19 protein-coding genes and 2 pseudogenes are annotated in these 26,705 nt (G+C 41.6%); 15 read left to right on the forward strand and 6 right to left on the reverse strand.

Annotated features, from left to right (window positions below):
- A partial coding sequence (locus CS060_RS10130) for a multicopper oxidase family protein (RefSeq protein ID WP_099668924.1) occupies positions 1 to 1,526 on the reverse strand: 1,526 nt, incomplete at its 3' end.
- A 130-nt stretch (positions 1,527 to 1,656) separates the two neighbouring features.
- On the opposite strand from CS060_RS10130, the gene CS060_RS10135 reads away from it, so the two are divergent.
- Positions 1,657 to 2,067: a protease complex subunit PrcB family protein gene (locus CS060_RS10135; RefSeq protein ID WP_231563504.1), complete on the forward strand. Its 411-nt coding sequence runs from the start codon at positions 1,657 to 1,659 to the stop codon at positions 2,065 to 2,067.
- Between the two features lie 21 nt (positions 2,068 to 2,088).
- Here CS060_RS10135 and CS060_RS10140 read toward each other — a convergent pair whose 3' ends face one another.
- The gene (locus CS060_RS10140; protein ID WP_231563502.1) at positions 2,089 to 3,558 is read right to left on the reverse strand and encodes a phytoene desaturase family protein; all 1,470 of its coding nucleotides are present in this window, start codon (positions 3,556 to 3,558) and stop codon (positions 2,089 to 2,091) included.
- A 70-nt stretch (positions 3,559 to 3,628) separates the two neighbouring features.
- Between CS060_RS10140 and CS060_RS10145 the strand changes: the two genes are divergently transcribed.
- Positions 3,629 to 5,032, forward strand: coding sequence for a cryptochrome/photolyase family protein (locus CS060_RS10145; protein WP_099668925.1), 1,404 nt, complete (start codon positions 3,629 to 3,631; stop codon positions 5,030 to 5,032).
- Between the two features lie 198 nt (positions 5,033 to 5,230).
- A complete protein-coding gene (locus tag CS060_RS10150) occupies positions 5,231 to 6,670 on the forward strand; it encodes an aldehyde dehydrogenase family protein (RefSeq protein WP_035046380.1) in 1,440 nt (479 codons plus the stop codon).
- Positions 6,671 to 6,722: 52 nt separating this feature from the next.
- On the opposite strand, the gene CS060_RS10155 is transcribed toward CS060_RS10150, so the two are convergent.
- Both CS060_RS10155 and CS060_RS14445 read right to left on the reverse strand, forming a co-directional pair.
- The gene (locus tag CS060_RS10155) at positions 6,723 to 7,292 is read right to left on the reverse strand and encodes a Uma2 family endonuclease (protein ID WP_035019858.1); all 570 of its coding nucleotides are present in this window, start codon (positions 7,290 to 7,292) and stop codon (positions 6,723 to 6,725) included.
- Between the two features lie 287 nt (positions 7,293 to 7,579).
- A pseudogene (locus CS060_RS14445) lies at positions 7,580 to 8,177 on the reverse strand (IS3 family transposase); the annotation flags it as partial.
- Positions 8,178 to 8,516: 339 nt separating this feature from the next.
- Between CS060_RS14445 and CS060_RS10165 the strand changes: the two are divergent.
- The 6 genes from CS060_RS10165 (at position 8,517) to CS060_RS10190 (ending at position 14,874) form a co-directional block, all read left to right on the forward strand.
- Positions 8,517 to 9,551 (forward strand): tripartite tricarboxylate transporter substrate binding protein, encoded by a 1,035-nt coding sequence (locus CS060_RS10165; RefSeq protein ID WP_052025496.1) that lies wholly within the window; start codon positions 8,517 to 8,519, stop codon positions 9,549 to 9,551.
- A gap of 54 nt (positions 9,552 to 9,605) precedes the next feature.
- Positions 9,606 to 10,061, forward strand: a complete 456-nt coding sequence (locus CS060_RS10170; protein WP_035046378.1) for a tripartite tricarboxylate transporter TctB family protein — start codon at positions 9,606 to 9,608, stop codon at positions 10,059 to 10,061.
- A gap of 12 nt (positions 10,062 to 10,073) precedes the next feature.
- Positions 10,074 to 11,591, forward strand: a complete 1,518-nt coding sequence (locus tag CS060_RS10175) for a tripartite tricarboxylate transporter permease (RefSeq protein ID WP_099668926.1) — start codon at positions 10,074 to 10,076, stop codon at positions 11,589 to 11,591.
- 61 nt (positions 11,592 to 11,652) lie between these two features.
- Positions 11,653 to 13,233, forward strand: coding sequence for an ATP-binding protein (locus CS060_RS10180; protein WP_035046376.1), 1,581 nt, complete (start codon positions 11,653 to 11,655; stop codon positions 13,231 to 13,233).
- A gap of 3 nt (positions 13,234 to 13,236) precedes the next feature.
- Positions 13,237 to 13,938, forward strand: a complete 702-nt coding sequence (locus CS060_RS10185) for a response regulator (RefSeq protein WP_035046374.1) — start codon at positions 13,237 to 13,239, stop codon at positions 13,936 to 13,938.
- 12 nt (positions 13,939 to 13,950) lie between these two features.
- The gene (locus CS060_RS10190; protein ID WP_035046372.1) at positions 13,951 to 14,874 is read left to right on the forward strand and encodes an AEC family transporter; all 924 of its coding nucleotides are present in this window, start codon (positions 13,951 to 13,953) and stop codon (positions 14,872 to 14,874) included.
- 51 nt (positions 14,875 to 14,925) lie between these two features.
- Here CS060_RS10190 and CS060_RS10195 read toward each other — a convergent pair whose 3' ends face one another.
- Positions 14,926 to 15,390, reverse strand: a complete 465-nt coding sequence (locus tag CS060_RS10195) for a GyrI-like domain-containing protein (protein WP_035046369.1) — start codon at positions 15,388 to 15,390, stop codon at positions 14,926 to 14,928.
- 115 nt (positions 15,391 to 15,505) lie between these two features.
- Between CS060_RS10195 and CS060_RS10200 the strand changes: the two are divergent.
- Both CS060_RS10200 and CS060_RS10205 read left to right on the forward strand, forming a co-directional pair.
- Positions 15,506 to 15,891, forward strand: a pseudogene (locus CS060_RS10200) (GtrA family protein).
- A gap of 101 nt (positions 15,892 to 15,992) precedes the next feature.
- Positions 15,993 to 17,354, forward strand: a complete 1,362-nt coding sequence (locus CS060_RS10205; protein WP_035046367.1) for a methyl-accepting chemotaxis protein — start codon at positions 15,993 to 15,995, stop codon at positions 17,352 to 17,354.
- Positions 17,355 to 17,388: 34 nt separating this feature from the next.
- Here the strand turns inward: CS060_RS10205 and gltC are convergent, their stop codons facing one another.
- On the reverse strand, positions 17,389 to 18,288 hold the full coding sequence (gene gltC, locus CS060_RS10210; RefSeq protein ID WP_035046365.1) for a glutamate biosynthesis transcriptional regulator GltC: 900 nt from the start codon (positions 18,286 to 18,288) through the stop codon (positions 17,389 to 17,391).
- A gap of 119 nt (positions 18,289 to 18,407) precedes the next feature.
- On the opposite strand from gltC, the gene gltB reads away from it, so the two are divergent.
- From gltB to ilvD, 4 genes are all read left to right on the forward strand, one after another.
- Complete coding sequence (gene gltB / locus CS060_RS10215) at positions 18,408 to 22,952, forward strand: glutamate synthase large subunit (RefSeq protein WP_035046363.1); 4,545 nt, start codon at positions 18,408 to 18,410, stop codon at positions 22,950 to 22,952.
- A gap of 33 nt (positions 22,953 to 22,985) precedes the next feature.
- A complete protein-coding gene (locus tag CS060_RS10220) occupies positions 22,986 to 24,446 on the forward strand; it encodes a glutamate synthase subunit beta (RefSeq protein WP_099668928.1) in 1,461 nt (486 codons plus the stop codon).
- Positions 24,447 to 24,503: 57 nt separating this feature from the next.
- Positions 24,504 to 24,872, forward strand: coding sequence for an alpha-helical endospore appendage domain-containing protein (locus CS060_RS10225; RefSeq protein ID WP_069201712.1), 369 nt, complete (start codon positions 24,504 to 24,506; stop codon positions 24,870 to 24,872).
- Between the two features lie 100 nt (positions 24,873 to 24,972).
- On the forward strand, positions 24,973 to 26,655 hold the full coding sequence (gene ilvD, locus CS060_RS10230) for a dihydroxy-acid dehydratase (protein WP_035046359.1): 1,683 nt from the start codon (positions 24,973 to 24,975) through the stop codon (positions 26,653 to 26,655).
- The last annotated feature ends 50 nt before the right edge of the window (positions 26,656 to 26,705 follow it).

The raw sequence follows: 26,705 nt of genomic DNA on the forward strand, positions 1-26,705 counted from the left end.
AGCATTTCGGTCATTTTCATTTGCCTAAAATGCCCCTCAAACTGTCGAACTCGGGATTTTAGTTCTGTCACCATTCCCGCTGAAGCATGGTGCAAGTCATGGCAATGGAACATCCAATTTCCCGGATTATTCGCTTTAAACGCGACGACATATTCTTCACCAGGGTTTACATTTAACGAATCCTTAATCAATGGAGAGCCTGTGACTGGCTTACCGTTTTTGCTTAATACTTGGAAGAAATGTCCGTGTAAATGCATTGGGTGTACATCCATAGGTGAATTGTTCACTATTTTTACTTTTACTAAATCTCCTGTCTTCACATTAATAGGCGCTGTGTCAGGATACGTTTTCCCGTTAATCGTGAAAATCATCCCATTTTTCCCCATCGCCGTTCCTAAATCCATCGTGTACTCTACATCATATTTTTGGTTTAACGTAAATGGGCCTGCTTCATATTTTCCGTATGTTGTCATATCCACAACAGGAAGGTTTTCCTTTGCGTTCGCTTTGTCCGTATTGCTTGCTTGTCCTTCGTATTGAATGTTCACTTTCATGCCATCAGTACCTTTCATATCTCCATGGCATTCTAATAACCATTCTCCTGGATTATCGGCGATAAACTCAATATCGTAACGCTCACCCGGAGCGATATTCAACAGTTCATCTTTGATTAGTTGCGGGTTTTTTAATGGCTGACCATCCGTTGCGACAATTTGAAACGTATGTCCGTGTAAATGAAGCTTGTGGGACATGTACCCTGCATTGACAAGACGAAGTCGCACTTTTTCGCCTTTTTTCACTTTTAACGGTTTGATAGCTGTTCCGCTTTTTCCGTTAATCGTGAAAATATCGTACATACTCATATCATGCATCATCGAGCTATTGCCGTGATGCATATTTGTATGATTGGCTTGTTCAGTCGTTGATGCTTGTTGTTGGCTCATCCATTCATCTAATACGAGCGTGTAATCTCGATCGACTTGTTCTCCTTCTTTTGGTTCAACGATTAATGTACCGTATAATCCTTTGTCCACTTGCTCGGCACTTTTTTGATGCGAATGATACCAATACGTTCCAGGTACAGTTGCCGTAAATTCATACGTAAACGTTTCCCCCGGTTTAATGGCATCCATAGTCATTCCAGGCACACCATCTTGATCGTTAGGGACAGGGTAGCCGTGCCAATGAATCGCCGTCGGCTCAGGCAATTCGTTTTTAAAAATAATTTTCACGCGATCCCCTTGTTTTACGCGGATTTGCGCACCGGGTACCGATCCATTATACGTGTATACTGGGAGTTTGACTTGATCGTTGATTTGTAATAACGCTTCCTTCGCAGTAAGGTGAATCTCTTTCTCGGATAGCACTTCTGTATTCGTTGCTAAAGGCAATTGCTTCCCTTCATTAGAAGCATTCTCTTTTTTCATATGCATGTTGGACGTGTCGTGTCCTTGCATCGTATTGGAGCAAGCTGCACTAATTGCAACAACTCCCGCCAAAACAGTTCCTAACAATAATTTCTTCATCGCTTTCCCTCCATCCACTTGTATCGTATCATCATCATAAAAAAGAAATGTGCAAAATGTATGGAGAAAAATACGTAGTTTGTTTCTTGTGCTCTATGCATACAATAGCATAAGAAAGGGGAATATGAAAATGAAAAAATGGATCGTTATGTTGATGAGTTTTCTTCTTTCTGCTTGCAGTATATCGAAAGCAGAGAAACAAGATGCGTATAAAGAAGGAGATCACATTGCATACGAAGTAGTTACAGCCGAACAACTTCCACAGCATGTGAAAGCGTTGTATGAAAAACAGCATAAACAATTTCAAACGTATACCGTTCAACAAGAAGGTGTGACGTATGTTGTCATTCATCTCGGTGAGAGAAGGACGGGCGGATATGAGGTTGAGGTGATTGATGTACGATACGAAAAAGGGAAGGCGATCGTTTCCTATAAAGAACGAAAGCCTGCGCCTGATGCGATTGTTACTCAAGCGTTAACATATCCGAAAGTGGCAATAAAAATAAAAACATCTGTGCCAATCGAAATAAAAAAGAAATAGCTCTATGTATTGTGCATAGAGCTATTTGCTTGCTGAAATGCCATCCGCCACAATCCATCCTGATAATGCACAGCCGAGTGAGCCTGCGCCAGGAAATACTGTGTCCCCGCAAAGCCACAATCCTTCGACATTTGTTTGCGGTGAATACGTAGACAATAAACTGAAAACACCGTTTGGAATATATCCTCCTACCTTTCCGAACGCCCGATGAGTAAAACGAGAAAATGTCACAGGTGTGCCGACTAATTGAACATGTATATTCGTTAATGGGAATGTTTTATTGACACGTTGCAATATTTGTTCTGTAAGCATCTTTTTCTGTTCATCATACGCATGACGATCCCACCAATGAAGTGGTTCGGTATGGGTCGAAATCGTTATGGAACGTTTTCCAATAGGTGCCATTTGTCGATCGAACGGTGCGGAAGCGGACAATAAAAATTGATTTCCTTCACTCATCGGTTTTGTTTGATTGACGATAAATTGGTGGTATAAGCTATCTGTCTGTAAGTCGTCGTCCGCTCCAATATAAATGGTGAATGCCCCCCAAGCTGGGCGCTTTTTTTCCTTTTCTTCACGAATCGAAAATATGCGTTTTATTGAATCGTCTAAAATGGAGAAAATACTATGCAGAGAGCCATTAAATACAACGTGTTTCGCTTCATATGTTTGTTTTCGATTCGTCGTCACAAGCCAATGACGTTGTTTACGAATGGATACGACTTTTTCACGCATCCGTTGTTCTCCGCCAAGCTGTTTGTAACGTTCCGCAAGCGCATGAACAACGTTTGCAAGCCCTCCCTCAACGTAAAACGCTCCGCGATGAAATATGCTTAAGGCGACGGCGCCAAGCAAAGCGGGACAACGCTCAATCGTTGTTTGCACACTGTCAACGAGTTGGCCGTTTAAAAAAGCGATGAACGTTTCATCACGAATGCCGTAATGTTGGAGTCGTTTCGCAATCGATTGAAACAAAAATGGTGTTGCGCTTATTAGCTTGCTATCTGCTTTTTGCATCGCTTGAAATAACTGTTTGATCGTTTTGGGAGGAACGATCGGTCGTTTATATACAAACGAAAGCATCGCATCCGCCAGAGAAAACATTTCTTCAAAAAAGCGAACAATGGCTGCGCTATCTTTTGGAAACTGTCTGGCAATTTCGTCAAACCAACGTTCTTTTTGTTGGTAATATCGAATCGTTCGTTCCGAAAAATGTACGTCCATGATCGTATCCAATAAATGAACGGGAGGGGGAGATATGTCGAGTTCATGAAATAGTTGTGAAAATACGCCGCCTTCTTCAAATCCCATCCCAAGTGTAGCGCCTGCTTGAAAACGAAACGACTGTCGCTCGAATTTTCCTGCACATCCACCGAGTTCGCTGGCAGCTTCGATCGAGAGTGTGCGATATCCTTTTTTCGCAAGCAGCGCACTTGCGGTCATCCCTCCGAATCCTGTTCCAACAACAATGACATCGTACAATATGTTCACCTTCTTTTTCTTTTTATTATACAATTATTAAACAAATATTGTACAATAAAAACACGTAACATATGAAAGGATGGGATACATGCATACAGCAGTTGTTTGGTTTCGGCGAGATTTTCGTCTACACGATCATACAGCGCTCATTCACGCGCTTCAGTGGGCAAAAGAAAGAGAAGGGAAACTTCTTTTTTTCTTTCATTTTGACCCTTATTTTGCAAAAGAACGAACGTATCACCATGAATATTTTTTTCAAACGGTTGAGCACTTTCGCCAGTCATTACGTGAATACGGCATTCACATGCATGTATTGTATGGGGATACGAATCAAGTATTTACTCGCCTCATTCATCATACAAATATGCGTGCAATTTTTTTTAATAAAGATGAAGTCGGGCGTGGAAAAGAGCGGGACGATCACGTCTGTACGTTGTTAAAAAAGCACGGAGTTGACGTATATGCATACGATGATGCACATATGCATGGCGCATTTGGTGTGCTAAAAGCAGATGGAACGCCTTATAAAGTATATACACCGTATTATCGTGCCTGGCGGAAACGTCCGAAACGTTTTCCTCTTTCCGTTGACATCGATTTGTTGCGCATGCATATGTTACACATCACACCGCTTTCGGAGGATGATGAGCGCACGTTTGCGATGTGGCTTGCGCAATGTACAAAGCACTGGGAACGTACGAGCGAACAAGACGCTTTACATGTTTTACAGCAGTTTATCGATACGGCACTCCCATATTATCATCGGAAACGAGATATCCCGAGCGTTACAGGGACAAGTCGTTTATCTCCACATATAAAAACTGGGACGATTTCTATTCGCACCGTTTTTCATGCGGTTGCGCAACAATTTGGCAATGGCTATGATGAAGCAGTAGAAACATATATAAAAGAATTAGCTTGGCGCGATTTTTACCATATGATTTATGCACATTTTCCATTTACAAAAACGGAAGCGTTTATAGAAAAGTATCGCCATCTTCCATGGTTGCGTGATCACGAACGTTTTGAAGCGTGGAAAGAAGGAAAAACAGGTTTTCCACTCGTTGATGCAGGGATGCGTCAATTAAAAGAGGAAGGATGGATGCACAATCGTCTTCGGATGATCGTGGCATCGTTTTTAACAAAAGATTACCTTATCGATTGGCGCATGGGGGAGGAATATTTTCACCAGATGTTAATCGACTATGATGAAGCATCAAATATTGGAGGATGGCAATGGGCTGCTTCTGTCGGGACAGATGCTGTGCCGTATTTTCGCGTCTTTAACCCGATTGAACAATCGAAAAAGTTTGATCCGGATGGCACGTATATTCGCACATATGTCCATGAACTCGCTTCTTTCCCTTCGGCACATATTCATGAGCCATGGAAAAGCAACATCAAAACCGACTATCCTGCACCAACAGTAGACCATTCATTGCAACGTCAACGTGCGATTGCGTTATTTCAGATGAATGAGTGATTATAAAAGTCCGCTTCATGAAGTGGGCTTTTATCTTTTTCGTCATTAGTCAATCAAGTTTGTGGAGGATTATAAAACATGGAAAAAGAATAGAAATAAATATCATCTATGCTAGACGTATGTCGTCAAAAAGGGAATGATCGTATAGTACTATTTGTCATCAAGTAAGGAATAAACGAAGAAGGGAAGGAAAACGAGATGAGAACAGCAATCGAAAGAAAGAAGCTCTATATTAACGGTGAGTGGATCAAAGTGGAGGCGTATACCAAACTTTTATCCCCGTATTCTGGAGAAGTGTTAGCCGAGATTCCGATTGCTGCCGAACAAGATGTGAAACGTGCGATTGCGGCTGCGTATGAAGCGCGGCAAGTGATGGCGAAAATGCCAGCACACGAGCGTGCAGCGATTTTAGAGAAAGTTGTAGCTTTATTGCAACAACGCGCCGACGAAGCGGCTACGATCATTGCAAAAGAAGCCGCAAAACCGATCACGACCGCCAAAGCGGAAGTAGCGCGCACGATTCAAACGTATAAATTTGCGGCGGAAGAGGCGAAGCGAATTCATGGGGAGACGATTCCCCTTGATGCCGCACCAGGCGGAGAACATCGCGTCGCTTTTACGGTCAGAGAACCGATTGGAGTGATTGGAGCGATTACGCCGTTTAATTTTCCGATGAATTTAGTAGCACATAAGCTAGGTCCTGCGATTGCATCAGGGAACACGATCGTGTTGAAACCTGCAAGCCAAACGCCGCTTTCTGCCTACTTTATTGCCGAATTATTTGAGCAGGCAGGACTGCCAAACGGAGCGCTTAATGTCGTGACGGGGAGCGGAAAAACAGTTGGTGATCAAATTGTGACAGATTCACGTGTTCGCATGATCACATTTACAGGAAGCCCTGAAGTAGGGATTGCTATTCGTAACAAAGCTGGCTTAAAACGCGTCACGCTAGAGTTAGGGTCAAACTCAGCTGTTATTATCGATGAACAAGTCGATATCGAACGAATCATTCCGCGGTGCGTTGTCGGTGCTTTCTCGTTCCAAGGGCAAGTGTGCATTTCGTTGCAACGTATTTACGTACATGAAAAACGGTATAAAGAATTCATCGAAAAGTTTGTGACAGCGGTGAAGCAGTTGAAAGTTGGTGACCCGCTTGATCCGAAGACAGACGTTTCGGCTCTCATTTCTGAAAAAGATGTCGAGCGTTCGCTAGAGTGGATTGAAGAGGCAAAACGAGGTGGTGCTGTTGTTGCCATTGGTGGGGAGAGACAAGGAAATATTTTGTTGCCAACGGTCATTTTAGATGCGGCGCCAACGATGAAAGTATCGTGCCAAGAAGTATTTGCGCCAATTGTTTTGATTAATCAAGTGTCTTCCGTCGACGAAGCGATTGATCTTGTCAACGATTCACGCTACGGCCTGCAAGCCGGCATCTATACAGACAACGTTCATACTGCTTGGGAAGCAGCGGAGAAACTGCATGTCGGAGGGGTGATTATTAACGATATTCCAACGTTTCGTGTCGATCATATGCCGTATGGTGGGGTAAAAGAAAGCGGATTTGGGCGTGAAGGTATTCGATATGCAATCGAAGAAATGACAGAATTAAAGCTGATTATTTTTAATCGGAATCGGTAAAGAGTGCACAATCGAACAATTTTGGCTCTTGTCGTCTGAAACAAGAGCCGTTTTAATTCCATTCAAGTACATACTTTAATGGAATAGCTAAGTCCTTAAATTGTGCAGAATGCAATGTGTCTTGTTGTCCGTATGTAGCGTGTCGTTGATACGCCCCTTCCTGCAAATTGTACACATGAATCATTTTGTTAGCAGTATCAACAATCCAATATTCGATAATTTGATATTGTTGGTAAGTATAAAATTTTTCGTTGTAGTCTTTTAAGGCAGTTGAAGGTGATAATACTTCGACAACAAGCGTAGGCGGTCCGTAACATCCTTTTTTAACAATTTGTTTTTTATTGCAAATAACTGCAATATCGGGCTGAACAATATCATCAGGGATTTCATACGTGTCATGTTTGCTAAGAAATACATCAAATGGTGCCATAAAAACATAACAATGTTTATTTTGAAAAAAGTGACGTAAAGCAAAATACAATTCCCCCACTACAAATTGATGTTCCGAAGATGGAGCAGGTGTCATATTATATGGCTTTCCATTTATCAATTCCCAGCGCCCTTCCCATGTTTTCCAGTCGGCGTAAGAGTAAATTTTGTTCGAGTCAGGGATATTACCCATTGTTTCACCCTCTTTTTGTATTGAATGGATATATGTTTTGTTTACAATATTTTATAGAGAAACTATAAAAAAAAGCAACCATATATCTTACGGAAGCTCGTCGACAAAGTAGACAAGCTGATAGAGGGCATTATGTCAAGAAAATAGACACATAAAAATCGAGAAAAATTTTAAAACTCTACTACCACACTTCGTTTGGTGGCTTCTTGAGAAGGAGAATGATTTGGTAAACCTTTCCCTTTCTCAAGAGTGAAGTTGATGCATCTTCGCATGCTCAATTTGAGACAGTACTCAATAGCGGAATGAATTCTCTCCATTCAATGTATTCGAAAATCCGTTGTTTCGCTTTTTTCTTGGTGTAAAAGATTCGTGGAAAATGAGTTTCTTTTTCAAGATGCTGTGAAACGATTCGACATATGTGTTGTCATAACCGTTTCCCTTTCGACTCATGCTCGTCTGGATGCCGTATTGCCTCAACATGGCTTAGTATTCATTCGATGCATACTGGCTCCCTCGATCTGAATAGTGAATCAGACCTGGTTGAGGATTTCGCCGATGAATGGCTCGGTGAAATGCTTTGATCACTAACTCCTTTGGCATGCGCTCGGAAAGATGCCATCCTACAATTTTACGAGAAAACAAATCCTGATGGATGCGAAATACAGCCAGCCTTCTTTCGTCCGAATATCCGTGATATTCGCCACCGGCTCATTCACTTCAAACGGCTGATTCAATCGATTGGGGTACACAGGTCAATGATGCTTCGAGTTAGTGGTTGTCTTATATTTTTTCTTTGTTTTTTGGACGAATGTTCTCATATTTCATAATTTTGTCCATACTTCGCCACTTGTTTCTGTCCCCTTGTTTCTGAAGGATTTTTGGACTGACTTATGTTTGGGCGATCGCTGTTCCTTCCTTGACCACTCATTTTACTGCATGTATTTTGAATTCTTTATCAAAACGCCTTGTCATTATAGACACTCCTCATCATTGATCGATTTACTATACATTTCTTTATTCGTTGTGGCGATAATCTAGACTAACATCAATTTTTTATGCTTACTTGATTTTATCTAGCACCACGGGTAAATCTATAAAAATAATTTTGTATTTTGTGCACAAAATGAACAAAATTATTTTTATTTTCAAAAACTTATTTTTCAGAAAATTGTTGCTATAATTACTTTCGAATATGTAAACGTTATCAAACAAAGGGGGAAGAAAATGGTGAGAAAATGGGTCAGTTGGTTGGTTATAGGGTTGGTTGTACTAATTCTTAGTGCCTGTGGAAATGCCACAACAAAAGAAGCGAATACGACAACAAAGACATCTGAAAAACGGTCAGATTATCCGACGAAGCCGATTGTGATTGTCGCGCCTTCAGGGGCTGGAGGGGGATGGGATTTAACTGCACGCGCAATTACGAAAGTGTTGAGCGAAACGAATTTAGTGAAGCAAACGATGACAGTTGAGAATAAGCCGGGCGGCGGCGGAGCAGTGTTTATGGCCGAGTATGCCACTCAAGATACAAAAAATGATTATAAGCTATTTGTAAATTCTCCGCCGATCATCATTAACAACTTAAAAGCAGAAGGAAATAGCCCGTTTGGTTATAAAGATACTACTCCGCTTGCCCAATTAACGAAAGACTTTGGAGCGATTGTTGTCAAATCAGATTCTAAATTCCAATCATTAGCTCAGTTGCTTGATGAAATTAAAAAAGACCCGAAATCTATCACAATCGCTGGCGGATCGGCACCAGGTTCAATGGACCATTTAGTGGCGATTCTTCCGATTTATAAATCAGGGATTGATCCGAAAGTGGTCAAATACGTTTCATACGATGGAGGTGGCGAAGCGATTGCGGCTCTCCTTGGTGGAAATGCAGATGTTATTGCGACAGATGCTTCCTCGGTTGGTGAGTATGTGAAAGCTGGAAAAGTGAAAGTGCTTGCTGTTTCTTCGTCTGAACGACTTAGCGGAGACTTGAAAGACGTTCCGACGATGAAAGAACTTGGTATTGATGCAGAGTTTACGATTTGGCGAGGGGTGTTTGGCCCGAAAGAAATGTCTGCAGATGCGAAGAAGTTTTGGGAAGAAACGCTCCAAAAACTGGCAGGTAGTGATCAGTGGAAACAAGAACTAGAGAAGCAAGGATGGCAGTCAGACTACAAAAATGCAGAGGAATTTACGAAATTTTTACAAGAACAAGAAATATTGATTAGCGATATGTTGAAGTCGCTTGGCATGCATAAATAAATGGATGGGGGGAGAATTCTCTCCCCTTTTCCCAACCGAAAGGAAGGTGTAACGATGAACAAAACGTTTGACCGTATTGCGACTTTAACGTTTTTGGCAATAGGAGTGCTGTTTATGATAGGGAGTTTACGAATTTCAAAGAGTGCTTATGGCAGTGTAGTCGGTCCAAACGTATTTCCATTTTTGCTAGGGCTTATTCTTGTGTTGCTTAGCGTTAAGTTACTATTCGAAACGATGCGGTATCGGTCGACTCACGGGGAAAAACAACGGCTGCAATATAAAAAGTTTTGGACTATATTCATCTCCTCTATTTTTTATGCTATATTACTTGAACCAATCGGATACGTAATCACCACTTTTCTTTTCCTTATCATCGGATTTCAGACGATGGAAAAAGGTTCGATATGGAAATCAATCATTATTGCCGCCTGTTTTTCGTTAGGAGTGTATGGACTATACGTTAAGATGCTACAGGGTACGTTGCCAAGTTGGCCAATTTGGTTGAGGTAAGGAGGAACGAGCGTGACATTTCTTCTTGATGGTTTTCAAACGGCGTTGCAGTTGCATAATTTATTTTTTGCCTTTCTCGGCGTACTGATTGGAACGGCTGTTGGCGTTTTGCCAGGAATAGGTCCGATGAGCGGGGTAGCACTGTTAATTCCTGTTACAGCCTCCATGACATCAGGGTTTGAACCGGCACAGGCTGCAACAAGTTCCATTATTTTACTTGCTGGTGTATATTATGGGGCTATGTATGGGGGTTCGACGACTTCTATTTTGCTGAACACACCTGGGGAATCGTCGTCGGTTGTTACGGCGCTTGATGGGTACCAAATGGCGAAACAAGGAAGGGCAGGCTCCGCATTAGCCATTGCAGCGATTGGCTCGTTTGCAGCTGGAATTGTTTCGTTAATTGCGCTTGTGTTGCTAGCGGAACCTCTTTCGAACGTAGCGCTAAAGTTCGGACCGGCAGAATATTTTTCGTTAATGATTCTTGGGCTGGCAGCAGTCAGCGGACTTGCTGGAAATTCGATGACGAAAGCTTGGATGATGACGGTTTTTGGATTATTACTTTCAACGATTGGACTTGATAGTGTATCAGGGGTAGAACGGTTTACGTATAATATTTCGTTTCTTTATGGAGGATTGGAATTTTTAACAGTTGCGGTTGGGCTTTTCGCGCTTGGAGAAGTGTTTAAAGCTATTCTCCATAAGGAGCAAAATAATGATCGTATTGCAAAAATCGGCAGAATTATTCCAGCGAAAGAAGAATTAAAAGAAAGTGCCGGTCCGATTGCTCGCGGCTCGCTTCTTGGCTTTTTAGTCGGGATATTGCCTGGGGCTGGAGCTACGTTAGCTTCTTTTTTCTCTTACATGTTAGAAAAGAAAATAAGTAAACATCCTGAGAAATTCGGAAAAGGGACAATCGCTGGCGTTGCTGCACCAGAATCTGCGAATAATGCGGCTTCCGGTGGAGCGATGATTCCTCTTTTAACACTAGGAATTCCGGGTTCAGGAACGACGGCGATATTAATGGGAGCATTAATGATGTATAACGTTCAACCAGGTCCGTTGCTTTTTGATGAACATCCAGATGTGGCATGGGGCTTAATTGCGAGTATGTTTATTGGAAATGTCATGCTTCTTATTTTGAATATGCCGCTTGTCAAAATATTTGCTAAAATTATTGAGACACCGCCTAAATATTTATTGCCACTTATTATTGCTATTTCTATTTTCGGTGTGTATGCTGTCCAAGTGACAACGTTCGACATTTTTCTGTTGCTCGGTTTCGGGGTGTTAGGATATTTGCTTGCTACGAATGACTTTCCACTTGCACCGCTCGTATTAGGACTTGTATTAGGACCAATGATTGAAAATAATATGAGAAGGGCGCTTACAGCATCGAACGGTGATTTTTTTGTATTTATTGAAAAACCGATTTCATTTGTTCTGCTAATTGCCGCAATTTTATGGATTGCTATCCCGTTTTTAATGAAATTAAAAGGGAAATCGGTTATTGTAAACGAAGATATGTAAAAAACGAAAGACTTACTGCGTTTGGCAGTCGGTCTTTCTCTTTTTTCTAAAGGGTGGTACGATGAAATTACAAACGAAGCTTATTATTATTATTTGTTCATTAACTATTGTCGTCATTGTGTTTTTATCACTGCTTTTTCAGCATATGCTAGCCTCCACTTTAAAAGAACAGATTGGGTTGCGAGCATTGAATGTAGCAGAAAGCGTAGCAGTTGTTCCATTAGTGAGAGACGCTTTTCAACAAAAAGAGCCGCATCAACAAATTCAGCCGTTTGCTGAGATGATTCGTCGAAAAACAGGCGCAGAGTATGTCGTAGTCGGAAATAAAGAAGGAATTCGTTATTCTCATCCGATGGAAGAGAGAATCGGGAAAAAAATGGTTGGTGGGGATAACGACGCGGTTCTCCAAGGGAAATCGATTATTTCAGAAGCTGTTGGTTCACTTGGACCAGCGATTCGCGGGAAAGCGCCGGTTTTTGATGAATCTGGCCAAGTGATTGGAATTGTTTCGGTCGGGTTTATGATCGAAGATATACAACAAGTCGTTTGGGCGTATACGGCAAAAATTTTCCTTTTTTCGATTATTGCGCTATTGTTTGGGGTAGTTGGTTCTGTGCTCATTGCTCGAACGGTGAAAAAATCGATTCACGGATTAGAACCGAAAGAAATTGGGCTTCTTTACCAAGAGAAACAAGCGATATTAGAAGCAATTCATGAAGGGCTTATTGCGGTTAATCAAGATGGAATGGTGAAGATGGTGAATAAAACGGCAATGGCGATATTAGGCTGCGAAACCGAACAACATGTCCTAGGAAAGTGCATTTTACATATTATTCCTCATTCAAGGCTGCTAGATGTGATGGAAACGGGCAAAGCAGAGTATGACGTGGAAATGGCAATAGGAGAACAAACGGTAATTGCTAATCGCATTCCCATTGTCGATAAAAACGGCTCTGTCATCGGGGCGGTATCGACATTTCGCAATAAATCCGAACTTTACCGATTAGCAAAAGAGTTGTCTCAAGTAAAAAGCTACGCTGAAGCACTTCGAGCGCAGACGCACGAGTTTTCTAATAAACTTTATGTGATTTCTGGATTAATTCAGCTAGAATCTTATGAAGAAGCGCTAGAACTCATTACAAAAGAAACAAACGTCCAACAAGATATTGTCCGTTTTGTCATGAAAGAAATTCCCGATCCCGTGATTGGGGGATTGTTAATTGGAAAATTTAATAAAGCAAGCGAGCTAAAAATTACGTTTGATATTGATCGGCAAAGTAGTTTTCGCGATATTTCCAATATTGACCGCGACCACCTTGTTACAATTATTGGAAATATTATTGATAATGCGATGGAGGCGGTATTAGAAAACGGTCGGGAAGAAAAGCGTGTTACGGCATTTTTTACCGATCTTAGCGAGGATTTGATTATTGAGGTTGAGGATACAGGCATAGGGATTCCGGACGGATTAGAATTTCAAATATTTAGTAAAGGGTTTTCCACGAAATCGGGGACGCATCGCGGCTATGGGCTTGATTTAGTTCAAAAATCGTTAACTGCGTTGCAAGGATATATTACGTATCATACAGAAAGAGGAAAAGGAACAGTTTTTACCGTTGTGATTCCAAAGCGGAGGAGATGAGAGATGACAAAACCGATTCGTGTTCTTATTGTAGAGGATGATAAGCGAATTGCAGAAATTAATCATCGATTTGTCGCGCGAGTTCCGGGGTATGAAGTGATAGGAATCGCTACAAACGAGCAGGAAGGAAAGGAATTGATCACCGTACTTCAACCGGAATTAGTTTTATTAGATATTTACTTTCCAGACATGCATGGTTTGCATTTATTAAAATGGATACGGGAGCATTTTATGAATATTGATGTAATTATGATTACTGCTGCCCGAGAGGTTGATTCGTTGAAGAAAGCGATGCATGGAGGGGTGTTTGACTATATTATTAAACCGATTATGTTAGAACGATTTACAGAAACATTAGTTCGATATAAAGAGTATTACGATAAAATGCAGCGGATGATGAAAGAAAAAGAGATTATTAGCCAAGAAGAAATTGATGAACTAATTCGCAGAGACTACGTATTAAGCGATGCAGATGATGAACTGCCAAAAGGAATTCATCGATTGACATTAGAGAAAGTGCTAACGGTGATGAAGCAATATCATAAGGGGATGACAGCGGAAGAGGTCGGAAAACTAATTGGTGCAAGCCGGACGACTACGAGGAGATATTTAGAGTATTTAGTCTCTGTTTCTATCGTCATCGCAGATGTTTCCTATGGAACTGTCGGAAGACCGGAAAGAATTTATCGGTTAAAAAGGAGTTAAGGAGGACCTCCATTGGACATTTTCATCCACATTGTTGTTGATGTCATTTTACCGTTGTTTTTATTAATTGGAGCAGGTGCTTATTTGCATCGGTTATTTCATTTCGACATGCATACGTTGTCGAAACTTACGACGTATTTTTTGCTTCCAGCTGTTGGGTTTGTGAACGTGTATAAAAGCGATATAAAAAGCGAGGTGTTGTTTCACGTTCTTTTCTTTCTCATTTTGCAAAACGGAACGCTTATTGCGCTTAGCGCTGTCATGGCGAAATGGCTAAAGCTTGACCGTAGCCTAGGAGCAACATTTCAAAACACAATCGTGCTCAATAACTCCGGTAATTTCGGCATCCCGGTTAGCCAGCTCGTATTTCGCCATGAACCGTTAGGAATGTCGATTCAAATTGTTGTAACGATTTTTCAAAACTTTTTAACGAACACATACGGCGTGTTTCAATTTATTTCGGCGAGTGAAAATAGGCGGGAAATAACACGTGACATGTTAAAAAATCCGATTATTTATGCACTCGTTCTCGCTGTTATTTGGAAGTTTTTCGATATTGCCGTTCCAGCATTTATTTGGCGCCCCCTTGAACATGTAGCTGATGCTTTTTTAACGATTGCCTTGGTGACGCTAGGTGCTCAACTTGCATATATGGATGTGAAACGTATTCCGCGTCTCATGTTTATAACAATTTGTAGTCGCCTAATCTTATCGCCCTTAATTGCTTTTTTGATCATTTTACTCTTACATATGGAAGGAACTACAGCTCAAGCGTTGCTTATTGCTAGTGCATATCCTTGCTCGCGAAATACAGCATTGTATGCATTAGAATACAATCACCATCCCGAATATGCAGCCCAAGCTGTATTTTTATCTACTTTGCTTAGTCCGTTGACGGTAGCTTGTGTCATCGGTATAGCGGATGTGTATTTTTAATCCATATGCCAAAGGAGCCACTGTTTATGGTTCTTTTGGCATGCGTTTGTTTTATGACTTCATGACGACAGGAACCCACGATTCATTTTCTGGATGTCGAGTTGGCGGATAATAACATTCAATGCAAGGAAAATTAGCGAGCTTATATTGAGAAGCAGGGAGCCATTGTGAATATAATTGCTGCCACGCTTCGTCAATATTTGGAATAACTGCCCATGTATCATGTGAAATCGTCATTCGTTCCATGTTTGACACTTCTCCGTCATAGCGTATCCCCATGAAATAAACAAACTCCTCGTCTGTTATTGTTGCATCTCTTCCACAAACGCCTAACAGTCCTTCAAGTGTGCATTTTGGCTGTTTCCATGACAAATCAATAAGTTGTTGCATCAATCCATTCTTCTCGGCATGAGCCCAAAGCGAAGGAATCATTTGGAATGCTTCGTCTGTTTTCACGCGGTATCCTTTTCCTACAATGGTTAATTCAAATGGAATCGTTTCAATTTTGTGCTCCATGTTTGATAGCTCCTTTTATTTATATGGATATTTTTGTATGAGTTGAAATTCCTCACCTTTTTATATTAACATAAAAATCCAATATGAGTTTGTAAATTTTTTAAGAAGGTGTTGCATGACATTGAATAACATCGTTACGTTGTTTCGTTTTACTGTTGTTGGAGTGAGTAACACATTTGTGGATTTTTTGTTATTTTTCTCCCTCATAGCACTTCATGTGCCATATATGTGGGCACAAATGTTTGGCTATAGTGTGGGTGTGATCAATAGCTACGTATGGAATCGGGCGTGGACGTTTCGATCAGTAGGAGGGGGGAAAAACAATTCGTTCGTTTTCTTGCCGTAAACCTTTGTTCTCTCATCGTGACGATCATGATGCTACACGGTTTCAGAGAAATGTTTCCGATTGTTTTAAACAAAATGATAGCGACGATAAGCGGAATGGTGATCAACTGGATCGGAAGTCGTATGTGGGTATTTTCTACAAAAAGTGTGTCGTAAAGAAAAATGACGTGAATTTTAAAATATTAAGAAAAATGTTTATTTTATTTACTTTTTATGTTATATTCGTGTTATAAAATATAACATAAGGGGGCGTGTGTATGTTTTTGTTAAAGAAGAGGTTGAATGTACAAGAATCTAGTGGAGAGAAGTCGAGTGGGATACTAAGTCAAATTGAAGTGGCGGCTGACCAACTAAAAGCAGTTGTAGAGCAAATGAAATTAGCTGCCGATTCACTTGATCGAACATCGAGTGCTACACAACAAAGCACTGTACAGCTGATCGATCGTTTAGAAAAAACAGTAATTTATACGATGCAAGTAGAAGAAAAGACGAAAATGATTGAACAGTCGGCGTTGAAAATTTCAGACGTTTCCCAGCGTATTCATGCGGATAGCGAAGCATCTTGCAATGAACTTATTCGGTCATTACGTTCATTAGAAAATCTTCAACGTGAAATGAACGATTTGCGGACAGGACATTATGCATTACTTCGTCAAATGGAAATGTTAGTAGAGCGTTCACAGGAAATTCATCACATTCTTTCAACGATCGCCTCTATTTCGCAACGGACGAGTATTTTAGCATTAAATGCAAATATTGAATCAGCGCGTGCAGGTGAACATGGGAAAGGATTTTCTGTTGTCGCCAATGAAGTTGGAAAATTAGCTAATCAAACATCGGTTGCTGTGGAACAAACTCGTGACATTTTGTCGTCGATTCAATCAGAGATTGCATCGACAATGCACATGGTGAAAACAGAGACAGAACAAATTGAAAACGGATCAAGTGAAATGAATAACGTCCTTTCTCTTCTGACTGATTTTAGAGAAAGGCTTCATCATATGACGGCTATGGCGTATGATTCATCGCAATCGGTTGAAGAACAAACGGGAAGCATGCAAGAAATTTCCGCTTTGCTTGCATATATTTCTTCACTCGCGTTAGAAAATAAAGACCACGCGCATGAGGTTGCGAAACATATGGAAATACAGCATGGAAATGTCGAGCAAATGTTACGGGTTAACGAAGCGATTGAAAAAACATCAAACGAGTTACAAACAATTATAAAAAAAGATGAACAAGAGCAAATGTTTTCTGTGGATTTACATGTGATTGAACGGATGAAAGGAAAACTCACATCATTTTTACATGCTTATCCACTCGACTGTTTAGATGTGAGAGAACATGAGAAATGTTTAGATGAGTTTTTGCGGACGAATGACAATGTGGAAGCTGTTTGGTCAAATCGCATTGATGGGACGTTCATTTACTCAAATCCGCCAGCCGGTCTTGTCAATGCGAAAGCGAGACCGTGGTTCGTTGAGGCCGCTAAAGGTAATGTGTACGTTTCCTCTATATATACATCAGCGTTGACAAAGCGTCCATGTTTGACCGTTTCAGCGCCAATTGTCCAAAAAGGTCAAGTAGTTGGAGTTGTCGGCATCGATTTGTCTATGTAGTCACACAGTAAGCCAGTTGCGCTTATCAGCTGGCTTACTGGTATTGATTTAACGTAGCAAAAAATTGTTTTACGAACTGATAAAATACGTTGACAGAAGGTGCAAGGTCATATTTTGGTAAAATGATTCCGACGTTGCGACGAACGAGCGGAAATTCGATCGGGACTTTCGTTGTATAACGAAGTGTCGTTCCGTAAAATGTACTTTCAGGGAGCAAAGTCACCCCGATTCCTGCTGAGACGAGTCCCTTAATTGCATCTAAATCTTCTCCTTCTGATGAAATGATCGGAGAAAAGCCGGCTTGCTTGCAAGCATCTTCTACTATTTTTCGTAAAATAAATCCTTCTGGAAACATGACAAACGGCTCATGTCGTAATTCACTTAAAGTGATGCTTCGGTTTTGACTAAGTGGGTGATCTGTCGGAATGAGTGCGGCGAACGACTCGGTAAATAAAATATCCCCTTGAATGCCCTTTTCTTCAGTTGGTACGGGACCTAAGAAAGCCACATCAATTTCTCGCCTTTTCACTGCATCAATCAAAAACTTATATGACCCTTGACGCAAATGGAAAGAAATGTGCGGATGTTTTTGTTTAAATGTGGAAATGACCATTGGCATCGTATAGCTTGCGAGACTTGTTGGAAAACCAATTTTAATTGTTCCGCGCTCTGGATCTAAATATTCTTCAATTTGTTGCTTCGCATAGTCAATCGCTTTTAATGCCGATTCAATATGTTGTAAAAAGTGGCGGCCGATCGGTGTTAATTTTACGTTTCTTCCTTCACGTTCGAATAGTTTGACCCCGAGTTCATCCTCTAAATTTGCAATTTGACGACTAACAGCAGATTGAGCGACATGCAACGCTTCAGCAGCTTCTGACACATGTTCCCGTTTGGCAACTTCTGTGAAATAAACTAATTGTCTTAATTCCATTTTTTCCACCTCTTTCTATCGTTCTCGAAATGAGATGAATATTATCTAAATTATATATTGTTTATATAATTATTGAAACCTACAATTATACATACAAGATAACGGAATGGGGGATTCACATGAGAGGACTACCAAAGGCGCAAGGGTTGTACTGTCCACAATTTGAACATGATGCATGTGGGATCGGGTTATACGCCCACTTAAAAGGGGAAGCGTCTCATCATATTGTCAAGCAAGGTCTTCATATGTTGCGTCAATTAGAGCATCGCGGAGGTCAAGGGAGCGACCCGCAAACAGGTGACGGTGCTGGAATCATGGTGCAAATTCCTGATGATTATTTTCGATCCGTTTGTTCGTTTTCACTTCCTGCAAAAGGGCGTTACGGAGTCGGGATGGTCTTCTTTTTTGAGCATGACGAACAAAAGAGGGGCATTTTAGAACAGAAAATCAATGACATCATCTGCGAGGAAGGACAAACGTTGCTCGGATGGCGAGATGTACCTGTTAATGTCGGAAAACTCGGAACATTGGCTAAAAAAAGTCGTCCGTTTATTCGTCAGCTTTTTATCGCAGCGGGCGACGATATAACAGATGAACAACATTTTGAGCGAAAGTTATATGTCATTCGTAAACGAGCAGAAAAGTTAGTAAAAAACAATGAGTACTATTTTGCGAGTTTATCCAGTCGAACGATCGTTTACAAAGGGCTAGTCACCCCTGAGCAACTGGATGCTTTTTATATTGATTTACAAGATGAACGATTTCGCTCCGCGTTTGTGCTCGTTCACTCGCGTTTTAGCACAAACACGTTTCCGAGCTGGGAGCGGGCACATCCGAATCGTTATTTAATTCATAATGGGGAAATTAATACGCTACGAGGCAATATTCATTGGATGATGGCGCGTGAAAAACAATTTTCATCCTCTGTTTTTGGTGAAGATTTACAAAAAGTACTTCCGATTTTAGATACGAACGGAAGCGATTCTTCCATGCTCGATAATGCGTTTGAATTTTTTGTGTTAGCTGGAAAGTCGCTTGCTGAAACGGCGATGATGCTTATTCCTGAACCGTGGTATTGGGATGAAGAGATGGATGATAATAAAAAAGCGTTTTATGAATATTATAGCTGTCTTATGGAGCCGTGGGACGGTCCGACTGCGATCGTGTTTACGAACGGAAAACAAATTGGAGGAATTTTAGATCGGAACGGTCTTCGCCCTGCTCGTTATTATGTCACAAAAGATGACTATATTATTTTTTCATCGGAAGTAGGCGTGATCGATGTAGAGCCGAACAATATTTTATACAAAGAACGATTAAGTCCTGGAAAAATGCTTTTTATTGATTTTGAACAAGGACGCATCGTTTCTGATGAAGAAATAAAAAAACAAATTGCCAATGAACGACCATATCGTCAATGGGTGAATGAACAAATGATTTCTATTGACGAATGTGCCGAAGATGAGCAGGAACAACCGTTTAACAACCTTTTGACGTGGCAAAAAGCGTTTGGATATACGTATGAAGACGTGGAAAAAACAATCATTCCGATGGCAACGGAAGGAAAAGATCCAACAGGGGCGATGGGAAACGATACACCTTTAGCCGTCTTATCAGATCGACCGCAAAGTTTATTCAATTATTTTAAGCAACTATTTGCACAAGTAACAAATCCACCGATTGATGCGATTCGTGAATACATCGTCACATCAACAGTGACGTTGCTTGGAAAAGAAGGAGATTTGTTGAATCCGGATGCATCTTGTGCTCGTCGCATTCGATTAGAGTCACCAATAATCACGAACAAACAACTAAACGCCATTCGAATGAGTCCGTATCGTGAATTTGCTAGTGTGACATTGTCAACAGTTTTTACACATAACTTAAAAGAAGTGTTAGATGAATTATGTCAAGCGGCGGATGAAGCGATTGCTTCTGGTGCAACGCTACTTATTTTATCTGACCGTTGCATAAACGAACAACGTGTAGCGATTCCGACACTTCTTGCGGTTAGCGCGGTACATCAACATCTTGTTCGAAAAGGGACACGTACGAAAGTCAGTTTAATTGTGGAAAGTGGAGAAGCGCGTGAGGTGCATCATTTCGCAGCGTTAATCGGATATGGAGCGGATGCAGTCAATCCGTATTTGGCATTTGCGACCATTCGAGAAGCGATTGAAAAAGGAGTGCTTCAATCGACATACGAAAAGGCAGTCGAAACATATAAAAAAGCGGCGACAGATGGCGTTGTGAAAGTGATGTCAAAAATGGGTATTTCAACCGTGCAAAGTTATCGTGGCGCGCAAATTTTTGAAGCGATCGGCATCGGGGATGATGTTATCGATCAATATTTCACCGAAACAGCGTCGCAAATTGGCGGAATCGGTTTGAATGAAATTGCCCAAGAAGCAAAAATGCGCCATATGCAAGCGTTTTTCACGTCTTATGATGAAACATTAGATTCTGGAAGTGAATTGCAATGGCGGAAAAACGGGGAACATCATGCGTTTAATCCGAAAACGATTCATACGTTACAATGGGCATGTCGAAAAAATGACTATGCGCTGTTTAAACAATATTCTGCGATGGCGAATGAAGAGCAGCTTACATTTTTACGTAATTTATTTGAGTTTGACGACACACGTACACCTATTCCGATTGAAGAAGTTGAACCGATAGAGGCGATTGTTCGTCGCTTTAAAACGGGGGCGATGTCGTACGGTTCATTGAGCCAAGAAGCACATGAAGCGCTTGCGATTGCGATGAATCGCATCGGTGGAAAGAGCAATAGCGGGGAAGGTGGCGAAGATCCGCGACGCTATGTACAAGATGAAAATGGTGATTCCCGTCGCAGTGCGATTAAGCAAGTCGCATCCGGTCGTTTCGGTGTAAAAAGTCATTATTTAGTTCATGCGGATGAACTGCAAATTAAAATGGCGCAAGGAGCGAAACCGGGAGAAGGGGGACAACTTCCTGCGAATAAAGTATATCCGTGGATCGGAAAAGTGCGTGGCTCCACGCCGGGTGTAGAACTTATTTCACCACCACCGCACCATGATATATATTCGATTGAAGATTTAGCGCAACTTATTTACGACTTGAAAAATGCGAATCGTCATGCGCGCGTTAGTGTGAAGCTCGTTGCAAAATCTGGTGTTGGCACGATTGCTGCGGGAGTGGCTAAAGGCGGTGCGGATGTCATCGTCATTAGCGGATATGATGGCGGTACAGGTGCTTCACCGAAAACAAGCATTAAACATGCGGGGATTCCTTGGGAACTCGGTTTAGCTGAGACGCACCAGACACTCATGTTAAACGGGCTGCGCGATCGCGTTGTATTAGAAACAGACGGAAAATTGATGACTGGTCGCGATGTCGTCATGGCGGCGTTATTTGGCGCTGAGGAATTTGGTTTTGCGACCGCTCCACTTATCGTTTTAGGTTGCGTGATGATGCGCGTTTGTCATTTAGACACATGTCCGGTCGGTGTTGCAACACAAAATCCAAAATTGCGGGCAAAATTTACTGGAAAGCCAGAACATATCGTTAATTTCATGTATTTTATTGCCCAAGAGGTACGTGAAATCATGGCGCAACTTGGTTTCCGTACGATCGAGGAAATGGTCGGACGCGTGGACGTATTAAAAATAAGTGAACGGGCAAAACGACATTGGAAAGCGAAACATCTTAAGTTGTCACGTTTGTTGCATCAAGTGGAAGGATCGCGCACGTTTTCTAAACCGCACGATCACCGTCTCGAACAAACGCTTGATTACCAAACGATTTTGCCAGCTGTCCAGCAAGCAATAGAGGAGAAAAAGCCTGTGCAATTGCACGTACGCATTAACAACGTACAGCGAACAGTCGGCACGATAGTAGGTAGCGAAGTATCAAAACGATTTGGTGAAGAAGGTCTTCCAGAAGATACGATTCAACTATATTTTCAAGGCTCAGCGGGGCAAAGCTTCGCAGCGTTCGTGCCAAAAGGAATGACGATGACATTAGTCGGTGATGCGAACGATTATGTCGGTAAAGGTTTATCAGGGGGAAAAGTAATCATTCGACCGCTACATGAAGCAACGTTTGCATGCAGTGATCAAGTCATTATTGGAAATGTTGCATTTTACGGTGCGACAAGTGGAGAAGCGTATATTCGTGGTCGTGCTGGGGAGCGTTTTTGCGTCCGAAATAGTGGCGTTCATGCGGTTGTTGAAGGAGTTGGTGATCACGGCTGTGAGTATATGACAGGAGGACGTGTTGTTATCCTCGGCTCTGTTGGAAAAAATTTTGCTGCGGGCATGTCCGGTGGGATTGCGTACGTACTTGCTGATGATAATACGTGGCAAAAACGTGCCAACCGTGAACTTGTTTTATTTGAATCACTAGTAGATAAAGGAGAAATTCAAGATGTACAACAAATGATTATGAAACATTACGAATATACGGAAAGCCCAAAAGCAGCGTATATACTTGCCAACTGGGATCGTGTTGTAAGAAACGTTGTCAAAGTGATTCCGAAAAACTACAAACTTATGATTGGGACAATTGAAGCGATGAAGCGAAGCGGTATGTCACATGACGAAGCGGTATTTGAAGCGTTTAATACGGTCGTAAACAAAAAAGATGTTGCAGCAGGAAAAACGATTGAAGCGATCGTGAAATAAGCGATCGCTTTTGACGAAGAAAGGGGGAGAAACATGGGGAAAGCGACAGGATTTATGGAATACGTACGGGAAGAAGAGAAAAAGCGTGATCCTCTTTCCCGTTTGTATGATTGGAAAGAATATACAGACCCATTTTCAACAGATATGTTAGTTAGACAAGGTGCCCGCTGTATGGATTGCGGTACGCCATTTTGCCATATGGGAATGGAGTTAAATGGATTAACGTCCGGCTGTCCGATTCATAATCTGATTCCAGAATGGAACGATCTTGTATATCGTGGACGTTGGAAAGAAGCGTTTGAACGGTTAGCAAAAACGAATAACTTTCCGGAGTTTACAGGGCGCGTTTGTCCAGCACCATGTGAAGGGTCATGTACAGTAGCTATTTCTGATTCAGCGGTAGCCATTAAAGGAATTGAGCGAGCAATCATCGACAAAGCATTCGCAGAAGGCTGGGTTCAACCGCGCGTACCGAAAAAGCGCACAGGAAAAAAGGTAGCGGTGATCGGATCAGGACCTGCCGGCTTAGCATGTGCAGACGAATTAAATCAAGCAGGCCATTTTGTCACTGTATACGAGCGTGCCGATCGCATAGGGGGATTACTAACATACGGCATTCCAAATATGAAACTTGGAAAAGATGTCGTTGAACGACGTGTGCGTTTACTTGAAGAAGAAGGAATTGCGTTTCTTACAAACACAGAAGTTGGAAAGCATATTCCCGTCGATGAGTTACAAAAACAATATGATGCGGTTGTTCTTTGTATTGGAGCGCAAAAACAACGCGATCTTGTTATCGAAGGACGAGAATTAGCGGGCGTTCATTTGGCGATGGATTATTTAACAGTAACGACAAAATGGTTATTGACTGGTGAAAAGGATGAGACGTTTATTGATGCAAAACATAAACATGTCATCGTCATTGGTGGTGGCGATACGGGGGCGGACTGCGTGGCAACAGCACTTCGCCAACAATGCAAAAGCGTTGTGCAATTCGGTAAACACCCTTCGTTGCCGAAAGAGCGTACGGATGATAATCCGTGGCCTCAATATCCTCTTGTTTTTACGGTTGATTATGCGTATGAAGAAGCGGAAGCGAAGTTTGGTTCCGATCCACGACAATATTGTATTCAAACGAAAAAAATTGTCGGCGATGAAAATGGAAAAGTAAAAGAATTGCATACGATTCATATGGAAAAAAAAGTAGATGAACATGGGCGTGTTACATTTAAAGAAATCCCTGGAACAGAAAAAGTATGGCCATGTGATCTTGTGTTCATCGCTATCGGCTTTGAAGGACCAGATCAGCCAATTTTACAGCAATTCGGAATAGAAACAGTAAACAAAAAAGTGAAGGTGCCAGGATACAAGACGAATATCGAAGGGGTATTTGTAGCAGGCGATGCAAGACGTGGACAAAGTCTCGTCGTTTGGGCGATTCATGAAGGACGAGAAGCAGCGAAAGCGGTGAACGATTTCTTGATGAAGTGTTAAGGAAATGAATCATCTCCTTTTTTTGCGCATATATTGGGGTATCATAAAAAAAAGGAGATGATCTACTTGTCTTTTCCAAACATCCCAAACATTAAACCGGATATTGACTTAGATGAAGAAGATGTGCTGTCGTTATTGCTTGCATCAATTGCGTTAGAAGAGCTGAGTTTGGCTCATATTATGAATGCAGAAGCAGAAAAGTTACAAGCAGTATTAGGTACGCTGACGACAAGTGCAAGCGGGACGAAAGCTCAATCACTTCACGATTTGTTGAAGGTGAACCGTTCAGTAGAGCGTACGCTAAGGACGGTACTGAAAAACCAAATGTTATTACAATTTAAACTAGAAGATGTTAGTGATTTAATTCAGCTTCTTCACGACCAAAAGAGAAAAAAATATAAAGATAAGACAGACTGCGATCAATAAATGTGCATGCTCCCTTTATCTAATAGATAAAGGGATTTTTATTTTTAGAATTGTCATTTTATTTAAAAAAGTGTTACAATGTTTAACAAGTTCAGAAAAGATGGAGGGATTTGCTTTGCGTAGCGATATGATAAAAAAAGGATTTGACCGTGCGCCACATCGCAGTTTATTGCGCGCAGCAGGAGTAAAAGAAGAAGATTTCAATAAACCGTTTATTGCGGTTGTCAACTCGTATATTGATATTATCCCAGGACATGTTCATTTACAAGAGTTTGGGAAAATCGTGAAAGAAGCGATTCGAGAAGCAGGTGGAGTGCCATTTGAAATGAATACGATCGGAGTGGATGACGGCATCGCGATGGGACATATTGGCATGCGCTATTCGTTGCCGAGCCGTGAAATCATTGCCGATTCTGTTGAAACTGTCATTTCTGCGCATTGGTTTGATGGGATGGTATGCATTCCAAACTGCGATAAAATTACACCTGGTATGATGATGGCTGCGATGCGCTTAAACATTCCAACCATTTTTGTAAGCGGGGGGCCGATGAAAGCAGGTGTGACAAGCGATGGGAAAAAAATTTCGCTCTCTTCTGTATTTGAAGGAGTGGGGGCGTATCAAGCAGGAAAAATTGATGAAAAAGGGTTACAAGAACTTGAACAGTACGGCTGTCCGACATGTGGTTCTTGCTCAGGGATGTTTACAGCGAATTCGATGAACTGTTTAGCTGAAGCGCTTGGCTTGGCACTCCCAGGCAACGGCACGATTTTAGCCATTGATCCGGAACGAAAAGAATTTGTGCGCCGTTCGGCTCAACAGTTAATGTATTTAATTGAGCACGATATTAAACCACGTGATATCGTGACCGAAAAAGCAATTGACAACGCGTTTGCGCTCGACATGGCGCTTGGCGGTTCAACAAATACGGTGCTACATACGTTGGCGATCGCGAATGAAGCAGGCATTCATTATCCACTTGAGCGCATTAATGAAGTTGCGGCTCGCGTACCGCATTTAGCAAAACTTGCACCAGCATCAGATATGCATATTGAAGATTTGCATGAAGCGGGTGGCGTATCGGCTGTATTGTATGAATTGTCGAAAAAAGAAGGCACACTTCATTTAGATGCATTGACGGTGTCGGGCAAAACACTTGGTGAAAACATTGCAGGGTGCGAAGTAAAAAACTATGAAGTCATTCGTCCAATTGACAATCCGTATTCAGAAACAGGTGGACTAGCTGTATTGTTCGGTAATTTAGCGCCAGATGGTGCAATTATTAAAACAGGTGGCATTCAAGGTGGCATTACACGTCATGAAGGACCAGCGATCGTATTTGATTCTCAAGAAGAAGCACTTGAAGGCATTGCGGCAGGAAAAGTACAACCGGGTCACGTCGTCATCATTCGTTACGAAGGACCAAAAGGTGGACCGGGCATGCCGGAAATGTTAGCCCCGACATCGCAAATTGTTGGGATGGGATTAGGAACGAAAGTAGCCCTCATTACAGACGGTCGTTTCTCCGGCGCTTCTCGCGGCTTATCCATCGGACACGTATCACCAGAGGCAGCTGAAGGAGGTCCGATTGCTTTTGTACAAAATGGCGACCGTATCGTCATTGATATTGTGAAACGAACAATTGATGTCCTCGTTCCAGAAGAAGAATGGGAAAAGAGAAGGGCGGATTGGAAAGGTTTTGAACCAAAAGTGAAAACAGGCTATTTAGCCCGTTATTCAAAACTTGTAACATCCGCAAGCACAGGTGGGATTATGAAAATTTAAAAAATTTTGTCGAAAGATTACTCGTAAATACGAAACAAGCTTCCGTTATA

The organism is Anoxybacillus flavithermus, assembly GCF_002742685.1.
Lineage (GTDB): Bacteria > Bacillota > Bacilli > Bacillales > Anoxybacillaceae > Anoxybacillus > Anoxybacillus flavithermus_E.

Coding starts and splice junctions, on each gene's coding strand:
- CS060_RS10135 (WP_231563504.1), top strand. CDS start 1,657: ATGAAAAAATGGATCGTTATGTTGATGAGTTTTCTTCTTTCTGCTTGC.
- CS060_RS10145 (WP_099668925.1), top strand. CDS start 3,629: ATGGGATACATGCATACAGCAGTTGTTTGGTTTCGGCGAGATTTTCGT.
- CS060_RS10150 (WP_035046380.1), top strand. CDS start 5,231: ATGAGAACAGCAATCGAAAGAAAGAAGCTCTATATTAACGGTGAGTGG.
- CS060_RS10155 (WP_035019858.1), bottom strand. CDS start 7,292: ATGGGTAATATCCCTGACTCGAACAAAATTTACTCTTACGCCGACTGG.
- CS060_RS10165 (WP_052025496.1), top strand. CDS start 8,517: ATGGTGAGAAAATGGGTCAGTTGGTTGGTTATAGGGTTGGTTGTACTA.
- CS060_RS10170 (WP_035046378.1), top strand. CDS start 9,606: ATGAACAAAACGTTTGACCGTATTGCGACTTTAACGTTTTTGGCAATA.
- CS060_RS10180 (WP_035046376.1), top strand. CDS start 11,653: ATGAAATTACAAACGAAGCTTATTATTATTATTTGTTCATTAACTATT.
- CS060_RS10185 (WP_035046374.1), top strand. CDS start 13,237: ATGACAAAACCGATTCGTGTTCTTATTGTAGAGGATGATAAGCGAATT.
- CS060_RS10195 (WP_035046369.1), bottom strand. CDS start 15,390: ATGGAGCACAAAATTGAAACGATTCCATTTGAATTAACCATTGTAGGA.
- CS060_RS10205 (WP_035046367.1), top strand. CDS start 15,993: ATGTTTTTGTTAAAGAAGAGGTTGAATGTACAAGAATCTAGTGGAGAG.
- gltC (WP_035046365.1), bottom strand. CDS start 18,288: ATGGAATTAAGACAATTAGTTTATTTCACAGAAGTTGCCAAACGGGAA.
- gltB (WP_035046363.1), top strand. CDS start 18,408: ATGAGAGGACTACCAAAGGCGCAAGGGTTGTACTGTCCACAATTTGAA.
- CS060_RS10220 (WP_099668928.1), top strand. CDS start 22,986: ATGGGGAAAGCGACAGGATTTATGGAATACGTACGGGAAGAAGAGAAA.
- CS060_RS10225 (WP_069201712.1), top strand. CDS start 24,504: ATGATCTACTTGTCTTTTCCAAACATCCCAAACATTAAACCGGATATT.
- ilvD (WP_035046359.1), top strand. CDS start 24,973: ATGGAGGGATTTGCTTTGCGTAGCGATATGATAAAAAAAGGATTTGAC.